24 protein-coding genes and 1 pseudogene are annotated in these 20,717 nt (G+C 46.8%); 16 read left to right on the top strand and 9 right to left on the bottom strand.

Features of this window, described 5'->3' with window-relative positions:
* Positions 1-63 precede the first annotated feature (63 nt).
* Positions 64-1,341, bottom strand: a complete 1,278-nt coding sequence (locus CXL14_RS01145; protein WP_088056325.1) for an Nramp family divalent metal transporter — start codon at positions 1,339-1,341, stop codon at positions 64-66.
* A 657-nt stretch (positions 1,342-1,998) separates the two neighbouring features.
* On the opposite strand from CXL14_RS01145, the gene CXL14_RS01135 reads away from it, so the two are divergent.
* A complete protein-coding gene (locus tag CXL14_RS01135; protein ID WP_007410203.1) occupies positions 1,999-2,352 on the top strand; it encodes a hypothetical protein in 354 nt (117 codons plus the stop codon).
* Positions 2,353-2,410: 58 nt separating this feature from the next.
* On the opposite strand, the pseudogene CXL14_RS01130 reads toward CXL14_RS01135, so the two are convergent.
* From CXL14_RS01130 to CXL14_RS01120, 3 genes and pseudogenes are all read right to left on the bottom strand, one after another.
* Positions 2,411-2,626 (bottom strand): annotated as a pseudogene (locus CXL14_RS01130) (DUF2188 domain-containing protein); the annotation flags it as partial.
* Positions 2,627-2,683: 57 nt separating this feature from the next.
* Complete coding sequence (locus CXL14_RS01125) at positions 2,684-3,091, bottom strand: DUF5360 family protein (RefSeq protein ID WP_029974088.1); 408 nt, start codon at positions 3,089-3,091, stop codon at positions 2,684-2,686.
* On the bottom strand, positions 3,088-3,453 hold the full coding sequence (locus CXL14_RS01120) for a DMT family transporter (protein WP_017419236.1): 366 nt from the start codon (positions 3,451-3,453) through the stop codon (positions 3,088-3,090). Before CXL14_RS01120 ends, CXL14_RS01125 begins: the two co-directional genes overlap by 4 nt.
* A gap of 166 nt (positions 3,454-3,619) precedes the next feature.
* Here CXL14_RS01120 and CXL14_RS01115 point away from each other — a divergent pair, with 166 nt between their 5' ends.
* The 4 genes from CXL14_RS01115 (at position 3,620) to CXL14_RS01100 (ending at position 5,726) form a co-directional block, all read left to right on the top strand.
* On the top strand, positions 3,620-4,426 hold the full coding sequence (locus tag CXL14_RS01115) for an EcsC family protein (RefSeq protein ID WP_012116852.1): 807 nt from the start codon (positions 3,620-3,622) through the stop codon (positions 4,424-4,426).
* A gap of 100 nt (positions 4,427-4,526) precedes the next feature.
* Complete coding sequence (gsiB, locus tag CXL14_RS01110) at positions 4,527-4,898, top strand: glucose starvation-inducible protein GsiB (protein ID WP_012116853.1); 372 nt, start codon at positions 4,527-4,529, stop codon at positions 4,896-4,898.
* Positions 4,899-5,031: 133 nt separating this feature from the next.
* Complete coding sequence (locus CXL14_RS01105; protein ID WP_017419234.1) at positions 5,032-5,373, top strand: cupin domain-containing protein; 342 nt, start codon at positions 5,032-5,034, stop codon at positions 5,371-5,373.
* On the top strand, positions 5,367-5,726 hold the full coding sequence (locus CXL14_RS01100; protein WP_095284645.1) for a DUF4937 domain-containing protein: 360 nt from the start codon (positions 5,367-5,369) through the stop codon (positions 5,724-5,726). Before CXL14_RS01105 ends, CXL14_RS01100 begins: the two co-directional genes overlap by 7 nt.
* A 36-nt stretch (positions 5,727-5,762) precedes the next feature.
* Here CXL14_RS01100 and CXL14_RS01095 read toward each other — a convergent pair whose 3' ends face one another.
* Together CXL14_RS01095 and CXL14_RS01090 are read right to left on the bottom strand one after the other, a co-directional pair.
* Positions 5,763-6,584 carry a manganese catalase gene (locus tag CXL14_RS01095; RefSeq protein ID WP_014416954.1) on the bottom strand — a complete coding sequence of 274 codons (822 nt, stop codon included), beginning with the start codon at positions 6,582-6,584 and terminating at the stop codon, positions 5,763-5,765.
* A gap of 83 nt (positions 6,585-6,667) precedes the next feature.
* Positions 6,668-7,720: a TRAP transporter substrate-binding protein gene (locus CXL14_RS01090; protein ID WP_101287636.1), complete on the bottom strand. Its 1,053-nt coding sequence runs from the start codon at positions 7,718-7,720 to the stop codon at positions 6,668-6,670.
* A gap of 80 nt (positions 7,721-7,800) precedes the next feature.
* Here CXL14_RS01090 and CXL14_RS01085 point away from each other — a divergent pair, with 80 nt between their 5' ends.
* The 8 genes from CXL14_RS01085 (at position 7,801) to CXL14_RS01050 (ending at position 16,147) form a co-directional block, all read left to right on the top strand.
* The gene (locus CXL14_RS01085) at positions 7,801-9,423 is read left to right on the top strand and encodes a two-component system sensor histidine kinase DctS (protein ID WP_021495084.1); all 1,623 of its coding nucleotides are present in this window, start codon (positions 7,801-7,803) and stop codon (positions 9,421-9,423) included.
* Positions 9,398-10,069 carry a two-component system response regulator DctR gene (locus CXL14_RS01080; protein ID WP_003156219.1) on the top strand — a complete coding sequence of 224 codons (672 nt, stop codon included), beginning with the start codon at positions 9,398-9,400 and terminating at the stop codon, positions 10,067-10,069. The genes CXL14_RS01085 and CXL14_RS01080 overlap by 26 nt, the downstream gene beginning before the upstream one ends.
* A 108-nt stretch (positions 10,070-10,177) precedes the next feature.
* Positions 10,178-11,434, top strand: coding sequence for a C4-dicarboxylate transporter DctP (gene dctP, locus CXL14_RS01075; RefSeq protein ID WP_007410214.1), 1,257 nt, complete (start codon positions 10,178-10,180; stop codon positions 11,432-11,434).
* A 185-nt stretch (positions 11,435-11,619) separates the two neighbouring features.
* Entirely contained in the window at positions 11,620-12,669 is a 1,050-nt protein-coding gene (locus CXL14_RS01070) for an AI-2E family transporter (RefSeq protein ID WP_053285484.1), read from the top strand.
* A 101-nt stretch (positions 12,670-12,770) separates the two neighbouring features.
* A complete protein-coding gene (locus CXL14_RS01065) occupies positions 12,771-13,697 on the top strand; it encodes an ABC transporter ATP-binding protein (protein WP_012116860.1) in 927 nt (308 codons plus the stop codon).
* The gene (locus CXL14_RS01060; protein ID WP_007410217.1) at positions 13,690-14,457 is read left to right on the top strand and encodes an ABC transporter permease; all 768 of its coding nucleotides are present in this window, start codon (positions 13,690-13,692) and stop codon (positions 14,455-14,457) included. The genes CXL14_RS01065 and CXL14_RS01060 overlap by 8 nt, the downstream gene beginning before the upstream one ends.
* 94 nt (positions 14,458-14,551) lie before the next feature.
* Complete coding sequence (locus tag CXL14_RS01055; RefSeq protein ID WP_007410218.1) at positions 14,552-14,887, top strand: hypothetical protein; 336 nt, start codon at positions 14,552-14,554, stop codon at positions 14,885-14,887.
* 114 nt (positions 14,888-15,001) lie between these two features.
* On the top strand, positions 15,002-16,147 hold the full coding sequence (locus CXL14_RS01050) for an acyl-CoA dehydrogenase family protein (RefSeq protein ID WP_021495083.1): 1,146 nt from the start codon (positions 15,002-15,004) through the stop codon (positions 16,145-16,147).
* Positions 16,148-16,172: 25 nt separating this feature from the next.
* Here CXL14_RS01050 and fbpB read toward each other — a convergent pair whose 3' ends face one another.
* Positions 16,173-16,319 carry a Fur-regulated basic protein FbpB gene (gene fbpB / locus CXL14_RS01045; RefSeq protein WP_003156206.1) on the bottom strand — a complete coding sequence of 49 codons (147 nt, stop codon included), beginning with the start codon at positions 16,317-16,319 and terminating at the stop codon, positions 16,173-16,175.
* Positions 16,306-16,485 (bottom strand): Fur-regulated basic protein FbpA, encoded by a 180-nt coding sequence (locus CXL14_RS01040; RefSeq protein WP_003156203.1) that lies wholly within the window; start codon positions 16,483-16,485, stop codon positions 16,306-16,308. Before CXL14_RS01040 ends, fbpB begins: the two co-directional genes overlap by 14 nt.
* Before the next feature lie 216 nt (positions 16,486-16,701).
* Here CXL14_RS01040 and CXL14_RS01035 point away from each other — a divergent pair, with 216 nt between their 5' ends.
* A complete protein-coding gene (locus CXL14_RS01035; RefSeq protein WP_007410221.1) occupies positions 16,702-17,595 on the top strand; it encodes a cation diffusion facilitator family transporter in 894 nt (297 codons plus the stop codon).
* Here the strand turns inward: CXL14_RS01035 and CXL14_RS01030 are convergent.
* Positions 17,592-17,909, bottom strand: coding sequence for a thioredoxin family protein (locus CXL14_RS01030; RefSeq protein WP_003156200.1), 318 nt, complete (start codon positions 17,907-17,909; stop codon positions 17,592-17,594). The genes CXL14_RS01035 and CXL14_RS01030 overlap by 4 nt on opposite strands.
* Positions 17,910-18,062: 153 nt before the next feature.
* Here CXL14_RS01030 and CXL14_RS01025 point away from each other — a divergent pair, with 153 nt between their 5' ends.
* Positions 18,063-19,148, top strand: coding sequence for a D-alanine--D-alanine ligase (locus CXL14_RS01025; protein WP_003156199.1), 1,086 nt, complete (start codon positions 18,063-18,065; stop codon positions 19,146-19,148).
* Between the two features lie 76 nt (positions 19,149-19,224).
* On the top strand, positions 19,225-20,595 hold the full coding sequence (locus tag CXL14_RS01020) for a UDP-N-acetylmuramoyl-tripeptide--D-alanyl-D-alanine ligase (RefSeq protein ID WP_053285485.1): 1,371 nt from the start codon (positions 19,225-19,227) through the stop codon (positions 20,593-20,595).
* The last annotated feature ends 122 nt before the right edge of the window (positions 20,596-20,717 follow it).

The raw sequence follows: 20,717 nt of genomic DNA, 5'->3' as shown, positions 1-20,717 counted from the left end.
GGAAAAAGATACGAACGGCACCCGGCGCCAAAAGAAAAACCGGCCGCTATGGCCGGTTTTTTTCTAACGGAATGAATCGTAGATCACAAACAGATTAAGCGCGATCACCAAAACCGCAATCAGCCAGGCGAGAGCCGTCACCCATTTTCGGTTCGTCAGGGCGCCCATCAGGCGTTTGTTGCTTGTAAACATAATCAGCGGCACGAGCGCAAAGGCGATGCCGAATGAAAGAACGACCTGGCTCCATACGAGCGCTTCTGTGGCGTTGACCCCCGAGATAATGATGATCATCGGCGGAATGATGGTAATGAAACGCCGCAAATAAAGCGGGATACGGTAACGGATGAAGCCCTGCATGATAATATCGCCTGACAATGTGCCGACAGAAGAGCTTGAAAGCCCTGCGGCCAGCAGCCCGATCCCGAAGAGAATGGCTGAAGCCGGTCCGATATAGTGGCCGAATTGCTGATAAGCCACGTCTAAATCTTCTACATACAGCCCGTTCTTGAAGAAAAGCGCGGCAGCGACGATGAGCATGCTTGCGTTAATCGCCCCGGCGATCACCATCGCGATAAGTATGTCAATCGTCTCGAATCTAAAAATCTTTTTCCGCTCACTATCCGTTTTTCCGACGACACGGCGCTGTGTCAGTGCGGAATGTAAGTAAATGGCATGCGGCATCACGGTTGCGCCGAGTATCCCGGTTGCCAAGAGCACACTGTCCATTCCGTCAATTTTCGGGATAAACAGCCCTTCGAGAACGGAGGCGGCGTCAGGTTTGGCAAAGAAGGTTTGCAGAGCGAAGGCGATCACCACAACAAACAGAAGTCCGGCGATGCCCGCTTCCAGCGCCCGGTAACCCCTGCGCTGCAGCTCTAAAATCGCGAATGATCCGATCGCCGCGATAATGGCCGCTTCAACCATCGGTATGCCGAACAGCAGGTTGAGCCCGAGCGCCGCCCCGATAAATTCTGCCAGATCAGTTGCCATAATCACCAGTTCACCCTGTATCCACAGCCCGGCGGATACCCATTTCGGATACCGGTCTCTGGCGATTTCCGGAAGGTTTTTACCCGTGGCAATGCCGAGCTTCGCGGAAAGAACTTGAATTAAAAAAGCCATCAAGTTTGAAAAGAGGATGACCCACAGCAGCATATACCCATATTTCGAACCAGCTGAGATATTCGTAGCGAAGTTTCCCGGATCAATGTAGGCAATCGCCGCGATAAAGGCGGGGCCTAAAAAAGGCAGAAGCCGTTTGAATCCCTTGCTTTTGCCGTCAAGTGCATCCTGCACGGCTTTTGATTGCAGTGATTGTGCTGAGATGTCTTTGCTCATTATGTCTCACCTAAATTCCGATAGATTTTTAGCTAAATAACAAAAAGTTTCCTAGATGCAAATTATTTTATCTACATCATAAATCCGCTATTATGAGATGTCAAGTTCTTTATGTTCAATAAACAGGTACATTGATGCCCTGTTTTATCTATGATATGTATCCCGCCGAAGAAAGGTCCGAAAATGAAAACGGCATCGTTCCGGGAAAGAAGCGATGCCGTTCGCAAAGCGTGTTTCCGCGTCCGATCATGCGCGGATGCGTGGAGCGTTTTTTTAAAAAGGTGAAAAGAGGACACTTGCCCATATCACTTCACAACTTTCTGTCCGGTGCAACTGATCCTGAGAAAAAGACGCTGTATTTCCTCCGTTTTCCCGGGTAAATAGAATAATAATGTTTCTTTCCATTGGAAGATAAAACCTTTCTGTACCATTCAAATGACCTCCGGAAAAACTCCGGCCGCTCTGAATAAACGTTTGAATCAACGATATATCAGTGATTCCAGTCCAATAAACCGCTGTTATCTATCAATTAAAGAATCGGCATGGCCACTTGCGAAGAAAAGAAGTTGGAGCATTAGACTTATTTCAGTCTCCCGGGCAAAAAAGTATAATAACGTCAGGAAAGCTTTCCAGCCATATGATAAAAGAGGGGGAATTTTCTTGGTACGTCGTTTGTCGATCATTTCTTTAGCCATGATTTTTGCTGTTTCTTTATTCGCTTTTGGCGGCTCTGCATCAGCAGCAGCTTTCAAACCTAAAGCTGAACCGGACGTTTCCATTTTAGCCAGCGGGGGTACAGTCGGTATTTACGGTGCTAATATGCGCTCATGCTCTAAGGTCAGCTGTTCAACGATCACAACATTCTCAAGCGGTAAAAAAATTACAGGTTCTTGGGTAACCGGAGAATATGTTCAAGGCCACTACACCAATTCTAATAAATGGCTGAAAGTCACGTATGCAGGAGCGACAGGCTACGTTTCAGTCACCACACTATCTTATTATTACGGTTTATAATCAGAAAAACCTCGTTCTCTTGAGAGCGGGGTTTTTCCTTTATTCCGATTCAATTTCCGCGTTTCGTTTCATCATCGTGTTTCATCAGCTGATCGATTTCTTCCTTAGAAGCGTTTTTTTTCCACTCTTTCGCCTGACTTGTCGCAATGGGAATGGCCCGTCCTTCTTCATAACCCTCATCTATCATCGCATTCGCGATTTCGATCGCTTTTTTCTTCACAGGTTCCTCGAGATTCTTCAATGATTGCGGATAATCCTTCATAGACCAAGGCATGTCTATCACTCCTTTATGAAAAGTGTTTCCCGCCTGAAGAAAAAGAAAACCGCCTTATCAAAAAGAATGACAGCTATTTTTATGAGAGACCAGCAATTTCCGAATAAAATATAAAGGATAAAGAAGCAAGTACAGATTGAATGCCCACCACATAAAATCAAAATCGCCGATAAATACCCAAAAGGCAATCGCTTGCAGGCCTGAACAAAAGGTCAGCACAAGTGATATTAATGTGAAAGAGCGCCATAATGCATGTTTCCGTTTATAAAGAAACAAGCTGTACAGCCCGGTTATCGAAATGAAAATATCTAAGGGAAAGAATGACCAGTTCCAGGCCATGATCATGGCGTTATCATAATCTTTAAACACCATGTTTTTTGGAATCCACTCAAAAAAAGTAACAATCCAATAAACGATAAATCCAATATCTGTAATGAGGAAGAGAACCTTTAACCCTTTCATCATCTGTTTCTATCCGTATGAACGCTGATGCCGTTTGATGACGTTTCACTTTCAGAAATAAAGTTTAAGGAAACGACACCGATGATGATCAGAAGAACAGAGACAGCTTTTATGACAGAGAACTGTTCATGAAAGAAAAAAATTCCGATCATGGAAATCAGCACGATCCCCATTCCCGACCAGACCGCATACGCGATGGAGACACTTATATATTTCAAAGTCAAAGTAAGAAAACAAAGGCTGCCGATATAAAACAATAATAATAAAATACTTGGGACAAGTTTTGTAAATCCATTTGATAATTTCATGCTGACCGTACCCAATACTTCAAAAATGATCGCTAAACTTAAATAAATCCATTGCATTCAACATTCTCCTTCAATCGTATTATTCAGAATTATACAATATATAGAATTTGAAGGAAATTAAACAATGAAATGTTTTCCGGATAAAAAATCCGGCCGGGTGTAAAAAGAAAACGCCATAAAGGTATACTATGAACAAAGAAATCAGAAAGGACGTGCAGGACGGGTGACAGAAGAGCGGACAGACCTGGAAAGACAACTGAGAGACATTCAAAAATGGGAAAAGGCGCAGCAGAGGGTGATGTTCTGGCAAACATTCACCCGCTTGCCGTTTCAGCTTTTGGACAAGCTGACACCGCAATTTATTCAGAGGAAAATCGGACTCATTCTCGATGAAACGGGAACGTTTATTCAGTCAGGCGGACAGTACCTTACATCAGAAAAGCGCATCATGAAAAAGTTTCAAAAACGGCTGCCGCACGGTACATGTCAAACGCTTCACGACATCCGCAATGCGCCGCTTGCCGTCATGGACGAAATCGCAGAAGCCATAGCGCGTACAAGCGTAAAGGCCGCGACGGTGCAGGGAGCCGCAACGGGAGTCGGCGGTGTATTCACGCTGGCGGCAGACATTCCGGCGATGCTCGGCCTGTCCTTAAAGACGCTGCAAGATATCGCGGTTGCTTACGGCTTTGATCCGAAAGACAAAAAAGAACGCGTGTTTATCGTCAAATTGCTTCAGCTTGCATCCAGTGACGTCATCGGAAAAAAAGCGATCCTGCAAGATTTACGGCAATATGATCAAAACGACCGCGCCTATCAGCGCGTCGCCTCGCAGATCCAAGGCTGGCGGGAAGTCGTTTACAGCTACCGCGATACGTTCGCCGCGAAAAAACTGCTGCAAATGGTTCCGGCCGCAGGCATCATCTTCGGCGCGTCCGCCAACCGTTCAGCTTTAGAAAGCATCGCGGAAACAGGCATCATGCTTTATAAAAAACGCCGGATTCTAAAACGCATGAAGGATACAGAATAATAAAAAACCACCCGAAAACACATTCAATGTGTTTTCTTTGTTTAGCAGTTCTGAAATCGGGAAACCAACAACCAACACCAATTAAAGGAGGAATTCAAAAATGGCACAAGATAATAACAAAATGAGCAGAGAAGAAGCAGGTAAAAAAGGCGGAGAAGCGACAAGCAATAACCATGACAAAGAATTCTATCAGGAAATTGGTCAAAAAGGCGGAGAAGCCACAAGCAAAAATCACGACAAAGAATTCTATCAGGAAATCGGTGAAAAAGGCGGAGAAGCCACAAGCAAAAATCACGACAAAGAATTCTATCAGGAAATCGGTGAAAAAGGCGGAGAAGCCACTAGCAATAACCATGACAAGGAATTCTATCAAGAAATCGGCCAAAAAGGCGGAGAAGCCACAAGCAAAAATCATGACAAAGATTTTTATAAAGAAATCGGCCAAAAAGGCGGAAACAGACGAAGCAGCTAATAAAAGCATAAAGGCAGAGAACCTGCAGATCAAAAGCGATCCGGCGCATCAGCTGGATCGCTTTTTATTTTGGGAAAATCTTGATCTGAGCCGCCGTTGCGATACAATTAAATGAAAAAGGGGTTTTTCACTCGTGTCTGACATGCTGAATTTGCTCGCTATCGCCAATAAAGTCAAAGAAAAACACGACAATTTTTCAATCGCGGAGATCAATGACCACTGTGTGCGCCTCGCAGTGTTTACGGGAGAATATGACTGGCACCATCACCCTGACTCAGATGAATGGTTCATCGTTCTGGAAGGGGAGCTGCTGATTGATTTTAAGGACAAAGAAACCGCAGTGCTCAAAGCAAATGACAGCCTGCTCATCCCGAAAGGCACGATTCACCGCACCCGCTCTTACGTCAGAACCGTGAATCTCTGTGTCGAGCATGCGCATGCGAAAACAGTCATCACAGAGGAACGGTCATGCTGATCAAAAAGATTGTATGTGAAACAGACGCTGCAAACGCTGAAGCATTTGCGCAAGCACAGTCACAGTGGGGAGCATTATCATGTGTAAATGGCTTCGTCAAACAGGCCGGCGGCTGGCGGAAAAACGCAGACGGCCTGTTCATCGCAGAGATCATCAGCGTTTGGGAGAACAGACAGGCCTATGATGATTTTATGGAGAACGAACATGACCGCATATACGAAGAAAACGAGCAGAAGGCTGCGATTCTTTCAATAGAAGTGATGCTGTACGAAGAGGATGAACCTGTCATTTATAAGCTGTTACATCATCCGGACATCCGATACGAACCGGACTGGACGGTTCTGAAGGCATAATGAAAGCCCAAAACAGTTTGTTTTGGGCTTGTGTCTTTACTCGCGTCCGGGAAGCGTGTTATGGACATACGGCGGGACGGGATCCAGCTTAGCTATTTCGCCGTGCGCTTTCGGTTCCTTTTCGTATTCGAATGGTTCTCCGTCCGGCGCTGTTTCCTTCAGCCAATTTTGTTCAGCGCTTTCTGCTCCATCTGAGAAATGAATAAGCTTATGGGAGAATGACTGTTTTTCCAGCGCCTTCGGGAATGTGGAAGGAACGATCGGACCTTCCTGTTCTTCTAATTCTTTAATGGCCGCAAGCCATTGGTTTTGATGCATGGTATCGCGGGCCAATAAAAAGCTGAGCATATCTTTCACGCCTTTATCATCGGTCATTTCATACAGGCGTGCGACTTGAAGCCTTCCTTGTGATTCGGCGTTCAGATTGGCGCGGAAGTCTGCCAGAAGGTTTCCGCTTGCGACGATATAGCCTGCGCTCCACGGAACGCCCGTGCTGCTCTCCGGCATTGCGCCGAGTCCTGACACGATCGCATGATGCGGATTCATGCCGCCTAAAATGGACCCGATGACCGGATCATCAGCCGCTTTTTCCTGCTCTGCCAGCGGGGCGTCTTCTAACAGTCTCGCAATCATCGTCGCGATCATTTCGACATGGCCGATTTCTTCCGTCGCGGTATCCATCAGAAGATCCTTATATTTTTCATTGCCCCGTGTATTCCATCCTTGGAACAAATATTGCATGGCGACGGATATTTCCCCGTATTGTCCCCCTAAAATTTCCTGCATCTTTTTTGCGAACAGCGGATCAGGACGATCCGGTTTAGCCGGATGCTGCAGTTTTTTCGTATGTGTAAACATGTCTCCATCTCCTTTTTTGATCTGTCCCTATTTACTTCCCCGGCGGGAAAAGGGATGAAACGGAGATGGGCGTATTGGTCCTGCTAAGGCTCGCGGCGCAAGGATAACAAATCCTGCACAAGCCCGCGGCCGATCACCTGTTCATATTGTCCGTAAATCGGGTCGAGGCGTTTCATCCATGTGTTCTTTTCCGCTTTACTCAGCACATGAATATGAATGGATGAATTCTTCTTTATCTCTTCAAGCTGGTCTTTATTCATTTTCTCAGCGGAGGCTTCGTTCCATTCCGTCGTTTCTCTCATCGCCTCCGTTAAGATGGTTCTCGTTTTTTCTGTCTGCGAATTCCAGAAATGCTCGTCGGTCATCACGGCATAACCGAGGTACCCGTGATTGCTGATTGTCAAATAATCTTGAACATTATAAAATTTTTTAGAATAGATATTTGAAATCGTATTTTCTTCTCCGTCTACGAGATTGCTTTCCAAGAGCTGAAACGTGGAATTAAAGGAATCCTGCCGCGGGTGCGCGCCGAGCAGACGGTACTGGTCTTCGATCACGCTGCTCGGCATGATCCTGAGCGCCTGTCCTTTCAAATCGTCCGGAGTGAAGATCGGCCCTTTATTTGACGTGAGCTGCTTAAACCCGTTCGTCCAGTACGCCAGTCCTTTCAAATGATGCTTTTCTAATGAAGCGAACAGGCGTGTGCCGATTTTGCCGTTGAGGCCTTCTTGCACGGCTTTATAGTTTGTAAACGCGTACGGCAGATCCAAAATACCCCATTCGGGAGACAGTGATCCGAGCTTTGAGGTGGAGGGAGCGATGAATTGCACGTCCCCGTTTTGGAGGGCGTTTATTTCTTCATTATCTGAATAGAGGCTCCCGTTTGGAAACACCTCTACTTTAATGGTGCCGCCGGACTTTTGATAGACAAGGTCGGCAAACTTATTCGCCGCCCGCCCTTTTGGCGTGTTTTCAGCAACGACATGGCTGAATTTGAAAACGATTTGATCTTTCAGGCCTTCCTGTTCGTCATCATAATACGGTTCTTCCGTTGAGAAACGATCATGAAAGCCGATGAATAAAGCGGTTCCGATACCGAGTACCATCAGGCTGAGACAAGTCAGCAAGCTTTTCATCGAAAACCCCCTCCGCCATTTTCTATAACAAGCATAATCGGGCGGGCCGTTTTCGTAAAGAGACGGAAAGGAAGAGGCCAATGACGAAAAAAAAGCTCACCATCCGCTGGAAAATCACCATACTTTCGTATATCGTCGTGCTTTTTACCTTTTTGATCGTCGGCATCGTGCTGATCGGCAATATTCAGCATACAGAGGAGCGCGAGCTGAAAAAACGGCTGATGAATACCGCGCGGACGGTATCTGAGATGACCGATGTCAAACGCGCCCTCGAGCAGAAAAAACAAAGGGAAGACGTGCGCCATGCGGTCGAAGAAATAAGGATCATCAATGAAGCGGACTACATCGTCGTTATGGATATGGATCATATCCGCTATTCACATCCCGTCAGCACAATGATCGGAAAGCGTTCAAGGGGTGAGGACGAAGCCGCGGCGTTCGCCGAGCACATTTATTTTTCCGAAGCAAAGGGAGAGATCGGCACCGCCGTTCGCGCTTTTTATCCCATCAAAGACCGGGATTTGAATCAGATCGGCGTCGTTCTGGCCGGTAAAACGCTGCCCGGATTCGGTGAAATTCTTCTTCAGCTGAAACATGAAATACTGTTTATCGTTCTGCTGGCGCTAGGGTTCGGACTGGCCGGCTCCTTTTTGCTGGCCCGCCACATCAAAAAACAGATGTTTTGGCTGGAGCCCCATGAGATCGTGAGAATGTATGAGGAACGGACCGCTACGTTTCATTCGATGAATGAGGGCGTCATCGCGATCGATAATCAGCATCACATCACCATTTTTAATGAAAAAGCGAAGCAGATATTCAATGTAAGACAAGAGACCGATGGCAGGCTGATCTGGGACGTGTTAAAAGATTCGCGGCTCCCTGAGATCGTCGAGCGGAACCGAGCCGTATATAATGAAGAAATCCAAGTCAGCGGAAAGGTGATCATGAGCAGCAGAATTCCGATCGTCATGAAAAAGAAGGTCATCGGAGCCGTCGCCATTTTTCAGGACAGGACGGAAGCGGCGAAAATGGCGGAAGAACTGACAGGTGTGAAAAATTTTGTCGATGCGCTCAGAGTCCAAAATCATGAACATATGAACAAGCTTCACACCATCGCGGGACTCATTCAGCTCGGAAAATCAGAAAAAGCGCTCCAGCTTGCTTTTAAGGAATCATCAGAACAAGAAAGCGTCACCGATTTTCTTCATCAGGCCATTCAGAATGACGCTGCGGCGGGGCTGCTGTTAAGCAAAATCAAAAGAGGAAAAGAGCTTGGCATTTCTGTGAAAATTGATGAAAACAGCAGTTTCTCGGCATTTCCGGAGCATGTCGACCAGCATGACATTGTCGTCCTGCTCGGCAATTTAATTGAAAATGCGTTCGGCGCATTCGAAACAGCGGACACGGAGGACAAACATATTGACATCAGTATCGAGCAAAATGATGAAGTGCTTGCTATATTAATAGAAGACAACGGAAGCGGGATTTCCGATCAGCACATCCCGCGCCTTTATGAAAAAGGGTTTACCGTCAATAAAACGGGAGGAACGGGATACGGCTTGTACCTCGTCAAACAAATCGTCGACAAAGGGATGGGCGTTATTGAAGTCGACACACGGCAGGGACAGGGAACGGCATTTTCTATTTTATTTCCGATGAAGGGGGAGGAATCATTCGATGGACATCAAGGTGCTGCTTATTGAAGATGATCCGATGGTGCAGGAGGTGAATAAAGAATTTATCACCGGTGTTTCGGGGTTCAGCGTCATCGCCACAGCCGCTGACGGAGACGAGGGAATCAGGCTTATTAAAGATCTGCGGCCCGGGCTCGTGGTATTAGACGTATATATGCCGAAAAAAGACGGAATTAAAACGCTCCAGGAAATCAGAAAACAAAAGCTCGAAGTGGACGTCATCATCGTCTCGGCCGCAAAAGACAAAGAAACAATCCAGCTTATGCTGCAAAACGGTGCGGCCGACTATATTTTGAAGCCGTTTAAGCTGGAGCGGATGAGACAGGCGCTCGAAAACTATAAACAATATAAACGGAAAATTGAAGAGCATGACACCATGTCGCAAGAGCAGCTTGACATGCTGCTTAAAATTCCGCAAAATCCGTCCCGGGATCTGCCGAAGGGGTTAAATCATTTTACGATGAATGAAATTTTGACCTATATGAAACAGCAGACGGAGCCGCTTTCAGCTGAAGAAGCCGCCAAAGCGCTCGGAATCGCCAGGGTGACGGCGCGGCGTTATCTTGATTTTCTTGAGAAAGACGGCCAGATTAAGCTCGACATTCAATACGGGGGAGTGGGCCGGCCGGTTAACCGCTACAAATTCGTCCGCTAGCCGAGACCAAAAAGACCAAAATGTCCGTTATGATCATAAGCTTCCCATCTTCGTTTGAAAACGCTATCATTTTCGTATAGACGCAGCGAGAAGCAAGGGGGAGCAGGGATGAAAATTTTTAAAAATCTTACGGTGCAGGTCATCACGGCGGTGATCATCGGCGTCATTGTCGGACTCGTTTGGCCTGAGGCCGGGAAGCAGATGAAGCCGCTCGGCGATACATTTATCAATGCGGTAAAAATGATTATCGCACCGATCATATTCCTGACGATCGTGCTTGGCATCGCCAAGATGGGAGACATGAAAAAAGTCGGCAAAGTCGGGGGAAAAGCATTTATTTATTTTGAAGTCGTGACCACCATCGCCCTTATTATCGGACTTCTGGTCGTCAATATCATGAAACCCGGTGAGGGGCTTGATTACAGCAAGCTTGAAAAAGGGGATGTCTCTCAGTATACGCAAAACGGGGGACAGGGGATTGACTGGATTGAATTTATCACTCACATCGTTCCGTCAAATATGGTTGACGCTTTCGCAAAAGGCGACATTCTTCAGGTCTTATTCTTTTCTGTTTTATTCGGTGTCGGCTTGGCGGCGCTCGGTGAAAGAGGCAAAAGCATTATTGATTTCTTTGATAAACTGTCGCATGTTTTTTTCAAAATCATCGGCTACATCATGCGCGCGGCGCCGATCGGCGCATTCGGGGCCATGGCCTATACGATCGGGCACTTCGGCCTTGATTCCATCAAGCCGCTGGCGAGTCTGATGCTGTCTGTGTACGTTACGATGTTCCTGTTTGTATTTGTCGCTTTGAATATCATTTGCAAACTATTCGGTTTCAGCTTGTGGAACTATCTCCGTTTTATTAAAGATGAACTGCTCATCGTTCTCGGCACAAGCTCTTCTGAGTCCGTCCTTCCGCGGATGATGGATAAAATGGAGCGCTACGGCTGTTCCAAATCGGTTGTCGGCCTTGTCATTCCGACGGGATATTCTTTTAACCTGGACGGCACCTCGATTTATCTTTCCATGGCGACGGTTTTTCTGGCGCAGGTGTTCGGCGTTGACCTTACCATCGGCCAGCAGGTTACGATCATTCTCGTGCTGATGCTGACATCAAAAGGCGCGGCGGGCGTAACCGGAAGCGGATTTATCGTGCTCGCCTCCACTTTATCGGCGCTTCAGGTTATTCCGCTGGAGGGGCTGGCGCTGCTCCTCGGCGTCGACCGCTTTATGAGTGAAGGAAGGGCGATCGTCAACCTGATCGGAAACGGAATCGCCACCATCATCGTAGCCAAGAGCGAAAATGAGTTTGACGAAGTGAAAAGCACACAGGCCGTAAAAGAAATGAAAACGGCGGTATAAAAGGAAAGGAACGGCATGCATCGGGCATGCCGTTCTTTTTTTCGGCCGCCATGAGTAAAAAAGATAAATTTGTTTAAATTTATTAGGAGGTGGACAAAGACCTTAGCGTCATTTTGTTATATAATTTACAATTAGAGAGTGAAAGATGAAATCTAAGGGCTTTTTGTCCTAGCAGGAGTGTATAAATGGCGGCTATTTTTAAATTTTTTCAGCATCCGGGTGTCAGACGTTTTTCGGTTTTTCTTGTTTTGACTGGGGTGTTAGTTGTATTCCGAAGTATGATTAATTTGATTTTGCTTACGTTTATTTTTACTTTTCTGATGGATCGGCTGGAGACTGTCATCCGGCACGTGTTGAACCATTTTTTCCGGATCAGCCAGAGGGTGGTCATCACCGTTTTATATATTGCGCTGGCTGTCGGGGCGACTGTCGGAGGCTTTGTCTTTTACCCGATTGTTGCCAAGCAGATTGAACAGCTGATTAAGCAGATCAAGCACATCGCGTATCATCCCGATGTCATTCCGTTTTATGATGAGATATCGAGCGTGTTCGGCGATATCAATATCGGTTCCTATGTAAAAGAAGGTTTTAATGTACTGTATACATACTTGGCCGATATCAGCACTTTCGGTTTGCAGGTCGTGATGTCACTGATTCTCAGCATGTTTTTCCTGTTCGAGAAAAAGCGGCTCACGGAGTTTATGAAAAAATTTCAGCACAGCAAGCTGTCTGTTTTTTACTACGAACTTGCTTTTTTCGGCAGCAAATTTGCGAGAACATTCGGCAAAGTGCTTGAAGCCCAATTTATTATCGCGCTGGTGAACTGTATCCTCACCTTGATCGCATTGGCGATTCTGCATTTTCCGCAGCTGTTCGGCCTGTCAATCATGGTCTTTTTCCTCGGGCTCATTCCCGTGGCGGGTGTGGTGATTTCGCTCATTCCGCTCAGCATCATCGCGTATACGACGGGCGGCGCTGCGTATGTCATCTACATCGTGCTGGTCATTTTCGTCATCCATGCGATTGAGACGTACTTCCTTAATCCGAAACTGATGTCAGCGAAAACGGAACTGCCGATCTTTTTTACCTTTACGGTTCTGATTTTCTCGGAACATTTCTTCGGCATTTGGGGCTTGATTATCGGAATTCCGATTTTTGTGTTCCTGCTTGATATTCTGGATGTCGTCAATAATGAAGAGAAGGAAAAAAACGGACCGGTCCCGGATAAGACATAACGTCGGCTCCGGCTCTTCACGAATATATGACTAATGTTATAATGCAGACAGTGCCTATGTACGGGCACTGTTTATTTTTTGTGAAAAAGGAGGAAGGCTGTATGACTGAGCCGATTTTACATATTGAAGGCCTTGACAAAACAATAGGCAAGAAGCACATTTTAAAAAACATCAGCATGGATGTCAGGCAGGGCGAGATCATCGGTTTGCTCGGTCCGAACGGGTCGGGAAAAACCACACTTATCCGAATCATCGTCGGTCTTTTAAAGAAAAACAGCGGCACGATTACAATTAACGGCTTTCAGCACGATGCTGATTTCGAAAAAGCGCTTGAATCCGTCGGAGCGATCGTGGAAAATCCTGAATTCTACCCATACCTGACGGGGTGGGAGAATCTGAAGCACTTTGCCAACATGCACAAAAACATCAAAGAGGACAGGCTTCAGGAAGTCATCGAGCGGGTCGGGCTCACAAATGCCGTTCATGACAAAGTTAAAACGTATTCCCTTGGTATGCGTCAGCGTCTCGGGATTGCACAGGCCATTCTTCACCGTCCGAATCTGCTCATTTTAGATGAACCGACAAACGGGCTTGATCCCGGCGGAATGAAGGATTTCCGCGATCACTTAAAGGAACTCGCGGAGCTTGAAGGGACGAGCATCCTTTTTGCGACGCATTTATTGCGTGAAGTGGAGGACCTTTGCGACCGTGTCATCATCATTCAAAAAGGTGAGATCAAAACAGAGGTTGTTCTGCGCGGCGCTGAGGAAAAAGAAGAAAAAGCCGTCCTCGACATTCAGCCGGCTGACGAAGCATTCGAATGGCTGTCCCAACAGCAATTTGCTCCGGAGAAAAACGGCGGGGGCATTACCGTCACCGTAGCGAAGAAGGACATCCCGGCATTAAACCGTGCGCTCGTCGGACAAGACTTTCTCGTGTATTCCATCATGCCGTATGCGGAATCGCTGGAGGATGAATTCATGAAAGTGACGACGGCGCTTCAAGAGGAGGGGGAGACGAATGTTTAAATTGACAGCGAATGAGCATATGAAACTCTTTAACCGAAAAGTCTCATTAGTGGCGCTGATTCTGATGGCCGTTCTCCAATTTATTATGGCGCTTGTCATTAAACGGCTTGTCATCAGTTCCGGAACGGATGAGAATTTCATCGGCTATATGGCGTACGCGCCCGGGCTGAATATTCTGCTTGAGGCATTAACGATCGTGATCGCGGCAACGATCATTTCCGCTGAATTTGATAAGAAAACGATCAAATTTCTGTTAATCCGCCCGGTAAAGCGGGAGCGGATTTTTGTATCTAAACTCATTACCGTATTTTTGGTCAGCTTGTACCTGTATGCGGCGTACTATATTCTGTCTCTGCTGTTCGGCATGGCTTTCTTCGGCGTGTCGGTGACATCTGAATCAGGGACGCTTCTGATGAACACCCTGAAAGTAATCGGCACGAACTGGGTCGAGGCGTTTGCGATGGCATGCTTTGGCTTATTGTGTTCTTCTGTATTCCGAAACAGCGCAACGGCCGTCATTTTGTCATTTATCGTGCTGTACGGCGCAAAATCACTCGTGACGATTATGTCGCTCTTCCAAAACAAATGGGGAAGTTTTCTGCTGTTCGCAAATACTGACCTGACGCAATATATGAGCGGGGCGAAACCGCTGTTTGCGGGAATGACGCCGTTATTTTCCGCAGGCATTATCATTATCCATATCGTATTCTTCTTAGCCGTCGCTTGGTGGAGCTTTTGCAAACGCGATGTTCGGGTATAAAGTAAAGGAATGACATTTTTGTGAAAAAGATCACGATAAATCAATAATTTATGCTATTTTGATTTATAATAAAGGTAATGACGGAGGTGCTCACTTGAGAAATTTTATTACCGCATTACCGATTGTGTTATTGCTTGGTTTTTCCTTTGTGTCATTCATGTTCCAATTCGAACATCTTGTTTATTTCAGGCTTGCGCTGGGTTTGTTTTCTACAGTGGGGCTGTTTCTCTTATATAAAATGAAGTCGGGATTCCGTTATTTCATCATCTACCTGTATGCAAGCTGGATCGTGCTTGCGGCGGTTACCGCGTTTGAAGAGCCGATTTTTTCAAGCTTTTTCTTTGGCGGGCTTGTGATGACGATGGGTTATCTCACATATATGCTGATTTATCTCGGGCTCAAGCAGGACCGCGGCCCGGAAGCAGTCTGAACGCGCTATTCCATGGAATAGCGTGTTTTTTTGTACAGCCTCACAGTTGCGAAACGAGACTTGAATCTCTATAATACTTATTAACTTTATCGGAATTATAATGGGGGGATTCCAGTGTCTTTATGGATACAGAATGAACGGCAGAGGGAATGGGTGGAAAAAATCGGCCTGCTTGCAGACGAATTTCAAAAAACAGCCGCGCTTGATGATGAGGCGGGCCGTTTTCCCGCGGAGAAAATTCAAAGACTGCGCGACGCGGGATATACGGCGTTAACGGTACCTGAGGCATTCGGCGGTGCAGGCATTTCCGTTTATGATATGGTGCTGTTTCAGGAACGGCTGGCGCGGGGAGACGCGGCCGTTGCTCTCGGAATCGGCTGGCATTTATCCGTCATGGGTGAGCTCGGAGAAGGAAACAGCTGGGATGAAGGTGTCTTTTCATTTATCACAGAAGAGGTGAAAAAGGGAGCTGTCCTGAACAGGGCAGCGACGGAACGGCAGACCGGCAGTCCGACGAGGGGAGGAAGACCCGGCACCTCCGCTGTCAAAAAAGACGGAAAATGGGTGCTGAACGGCCGAAAAACCTTTACAACCCTTTCGCTGACTTTGGATTATATGCTTGTGACGGCATGGATTGAAGAAAAACAAACGACCGGTGTTTTTCTCATTCATAAAGATCAGGCAGGCGTTTCAGTCGAAGAAACATGGGATATGATTGCCATGAAGGCGACCGGAAGCCATGATCTCCTTTTAGATCATGTCACGGTCAGTGATGAGCGGCTTGTGGAGCTTATCAGCGGGCCGAGAGCGGCGAAAGTGAATGGCTGGCTGCTTCACATTCCCGCTGCTTATCTGGGTATCGCTCAAGCGGCAAGGGACTATGCCGTCCAGTTTGCATCCGAATATTCGCCGAACAGCCTGAACGGACCGATTAAAGACGTGCCGGCCGTTGGGCAGCGTGTCGGGGAAATGGAGCTTGAATTGTTAAAAGCGAGACAGTTTCTCTTCACGGCGGCGCAAATGTATGATGACCCGAAACGCCGCCCTTTCATCAAAAGCGAGCTCGGCGCCGCAAAACATATTGTGACAAATGCCGTCCTTTCTGTTGTTGATAAAGCAATGAGAATCACCGGCGCAAAAAGCCTGGAGCGAAATAATCCGCTTCAGCGGTATTATCGGGATGCCCGGGCCGGCCTTCACAATCCGCCGATGGACGATGCGGTCATCGGCAAATTAGCGGCGGAAGCCTTTGAGCAATAAAAAAAGAGCCTGAAAAAGGCTCTTTTTATGTATGGCTGTTGTGCCGGAGCAGTTTTTGATGCTTGCGGTCAATTCTGTCATAGATCACATTCATCAGCTTTTGATTATTCATAATGGCCGCCTTGTTTTCTTTTATCAGCTGTTCGTATGTTTTTATTTTACGTTTCGCCATGAGCCCGCACCTTCCTTACATATTTGTATTCGCTTTCTAATTCTCCGAGCGATAATTCATATAAATGCCGTTCCGACTTTTTGTATATTCCGTTATTGATCAGCAAATGGATCAGATGTTTTTTTCGTCCTTCAACTGATGATCTGAGCTGAGGAGAAGACCTCATGATTACCCTCCTAATCAAATGATATTGAGAATCATTATCAGTTAATGAAAGTATACAATGGGCATATTCATATGTAAAGGAAAAATACCGCCAATTTTTCGACAAAAAGTTTCCCGGGGAATAATGCTGTCGAATTGATTGTGTTTCTGTCAGATCAAAGCTGCTATTTTTCCGCTTTTCCATCCATACTATGAATGAGAATGGAGGAGTCCTTACATGAATGATCAAACGGCAAACTTAAAACGGGGCGAAAAAGGCGCGATTCTTAATATCGCCGCGTACCTCATCCTTGCCGCCGTCAAACTGGTGATCGGTCTTATTTATCATTCCGAAGCGCTCAGAGCGGACGGGTTAAATAATGCCACGGATATTGTCGCATCACTGGCTGTGCTGATCGGGCTCCGGATTTCCCAGCGCCCCGCGGACAGTGATCATGCTTACGGACATTATCGGGCTGAAACAATTTCTTCATTAATTGCGTCTTTTATTATGATGGCGGTCGGTATTGAAGTGCTGATCGGAGGAGCAAAGGCGATTGTCAGCGGAACGGAGGCCGAGCCGAGCTTCATTGCGGCATGGACGGCGCTCGGAAGCGCGATTGTAATGTACGGCATGTATGTATATAACAGCCGACTTGCGGATCGGGTTAAAAGTTCTGCCCTTCATGCGGCGGCGAAAGACAGCCGTTCTGACGCCTATGTCAGTATTGGGGCGTTTATAGGCGTCTTAACGGCCCGGCTTCATCTGCCGTGGATTGATCCGGTTATTGCTTTTCTGATCGGAATCATCATCTGTAAGACGGCATGGGACATCTTCAAAGATGCATCCCACTCATTGACGGACGGATTTGATCTGAAAGATTTGGAGCCGTATAAACACACAGTGAAAGAAATAAAAGAGGTCAGCAGGCTGAAGGATGTGAAAGCAAGGTATTTGGGGAGCACGGTTCATGTGGAAATGGTCATTACGGTAGATCCGGGACTGTCTGTGAAAGAAGGCCACGAAGTAGCCGATGAGGTCGAATATGCAATAAAACATGAACATGATGTGACTCATGTCCATGTTCATGTAGAGCCTGAAGTCATAAACAAAGATCGTGAAACGAATTAAATATGCTGTGATAAAAATTCTGTGACTTCTTCGGGCGTTTTCGCGTTTGCGCTGTGAAGATGCGCTTTCTTTTCGCCGTTTTTAAAGATCAGAAGGCTCGGTATGCCCATTACCTGATATTTGTCGGCAAGCTCAGGGAGCTCGTCTCTGTTCAGCTCATACCAATCATTTTGATTATATTCTTCCAAAATATCGCCGATGAACATATTCATGCGCGTGCAGTCAGGGCACCAGTCAGCGAAAAATTTCACGATGATTTCCTTGTCGGATTGAATAAGTTCATTAAATTGTTCTGTTGTACTGATTTTTTTCATATGACACATCTCCTTTTCCATGCCATTTTAATATAAAATAAAAAGGAATTACATACAAATGCTTTCATATTCAGAATGCCCAAAAATAATTAGATCATTTTCTGAGGAAAGTGATAAGATAGTAAAGATGAATTGTTGTGGGGGGAATATCCATTGAAAACAAGTCTAGGATTGGTGTACGGCGGAAAGTCAGCCGAACACAATGTATCGCTGCAGACAGCATTAGCTGTAACAAAAGCGCTTAATACTGAGAAGTTTGATATACATCCGATTTACATCACTGAAAAAGGAGAATGGCAAAGAGGCCCGCTGCTGACTGAGCCGGTTTCCAACGTGAAAATGCTTCAGCTGGAACAAAACGGTGAAAGTTTCGCTCTATCAGCATTGAACCGGGAAATGTTTCCTGAAGCGTCGCCTGACGAAAAGGCGCCGATCGATGTCGTATTTCCGCTTCTCCACGGACCGAACGGTGAAGACGGCACCATTCAGGGTCTGCTGGAATTGCTGAACGTTCCTTATGTCGGCAACGGGGTGCTTGCATCATCAGCCGGCATGGATAAAGTCATCATGAAGCATTTGTTCGCTCAAGCGGGGCTTCCGCAGGCGAAGTATGCCGCTTTCTTAAAAAAGGACTGGAAACAGACGCCGGACAGCTGCTTACAGCAGGTTGAAGAGGAGCTTGGGTATCCATGCTTCGTCAAACCGGCGAACCTCGGATCAAGCGTCGGAATCAGCAAATGCAGAAACCGTGAAGAGCTTGAAAAAGCCTTCGAACTGGCTTTTGAGTATGACCGGAAAATTGTGGTGGAAGAAGGAATCGCCGGCAGAGAAATCGAAATCGGCGTACTCGGAAATGACGAACCGAAATGCTCCGCCGTCGGTGAAATCGCGCCGAAAACCGACTTTTACGATTACAAGGCGAAATATGAAGACGGCGACACGGATTTAATGATTCCCGCGCAAGTGACGGATGAACAATATGCGGAAATCAGCGAGATGGCGATTAAAGCCTTCAAAGCGATTGACGGATCAGGCCTTGTCCGCGCCGATTTCTTCCTGACCAATGACGGTCAAGTGCTCATTAACGAAGTGAACACAATGCCGGGCTTTACGCCATTCAGCATGTTCCCGCTGCTTTGGAAAGAAGCAGGCGTAGATTACAGTGATCTGATCGAACAGCTGGTTGAGCTGGCAAAAGAACGCCATGCCGAAAAACAGCTGATTAAACATACATTTTAATGAAGACGGACACTGCCTGAAGGGGCAGTGTCTTTTCCCGTAACAGACAACATTTTCAGAAAGCGAGGTGCCACCTTTGATAAAGCGAACTGTAAAACGAATCGCAGATATGGTCAAAGGCACACTGACAAATCCCGTATTTGAACAAACAATGATTGAGGGCGCCGCAACCGATACGCGGACTTTGGAAAAAAATCAGCTGTTCATTCCTTTAAAAGGCGAGCATTTTAACGGCCACACCTTTGTGCCGCAAGCATTTGAAAAAGGCGTTTCCGCGGTGTTGTGGGACCGCTCTGAACCGAATCCGCCGGAAGAGCGTGCTGTCATCCTGGTCGATGACACGCTGGAGGCGCTGCAAACATTGGCAAAAGCTTATTTGAAAGAGCTCGGCACACGGGTTATCGGTGTGACCGGGAGCAACGGAAAAACGACAACGAAAGACATGCTTCACGCCGTTCTCGGCACGCAGTACCGCGTTCACAAAACCGCCGGCAATTTCAACAACCATATCGGCCTGCCGCTGACCGTGCTTGCCATGCCTGAAGATACAGAAATCGCCGTTTTAGAAATGGGAATGAGCGCGAGAGGCGAAATTGATTTTCTGAGCCGTCTTGCTGAACCGGAAGCTGCCGTCATTACCAATATCGGCGAATCCCACATGCAGGATTTAGGCTCAAGAGAAGGAATTGCGGAGGCAAAACTTGAAATTATAAACGGACTTCGGGAAGACGGCGTTCTGTTTTATTTCGGGGATGAGCCGCTGCTTCGCGAAAAGACGTACACTTGCCGGACAACGACATACGGCGCAGGCGCGGACAATGATCTCCGCCTGAAAGAAATAAAACAGGCGGAAGAAGGCACGTACTTTAATATCGACGGGATCGGCCGTTCTTTCTTTATTCCCGTTCTCGGCAGACATAATGTCATGAATGCCATGGCCGCATACGCCGCCGGCATCTATTTCGGCATTACGCCGGAAAATGCCGCTCTGGGACTGAGCCGCCTGAAGGTGACGGGGATGAGATTGGAACTGGTCAAAACGGACAACGGCATCTCGATCGTAAACGACGCATATAATGCGAGCCCGACGTCAATGAAAGCGGCGGTCGAATTAATCGAAACGATGAAAGGCTATCGGAAGAAAATGCTCGTGCTCGGTGATATGCTTGAACTTGGTGATGAAGAAAAAGCATTCCACGAAGAATGCGGAGCTGCGGTCAATCCGGCGGAAATCGACCATGTATTTACTTACGGCACACTCGGCGCATTCATCGCTGACGGAGCGCGCCGGCATTTTGAAGAAGGGCGCGTCAGCCATTATCTTGACAAAAAAGAACTGCTTCACGCCATACAGGATATGGCCGCTTCCGGCGATCTCCTTCTGTTTAAAGCATCGAGAGGTATGAAGCTCGAAGAAATCGTTAAAGATTTATTAGAGAAGCACTGAAAAAATAATGATCAGCATCATAAAAATATACAAAAATGAAGAAACTAATTCAGGGTGAAATAATTCTGTCCGTATGAAAAAGAAAGACCGCCGGCTGGGAAATCCCGTCCGGCGCGGGGTCC

Source organism: Bacillus sp. SJ-10 (genome assembly GCF_002843505.1).
Lineage (GTDB): Bacteria > Bacillota > Bacilli > Bacillales > Bacillaceae > Bacillus > Bacillus velezensis.
The sequence above is the reverse complement of the archived record's forward strand: the minus strand, read 5'-3'. Positions and strand labels throughout refer to the sequence as shown.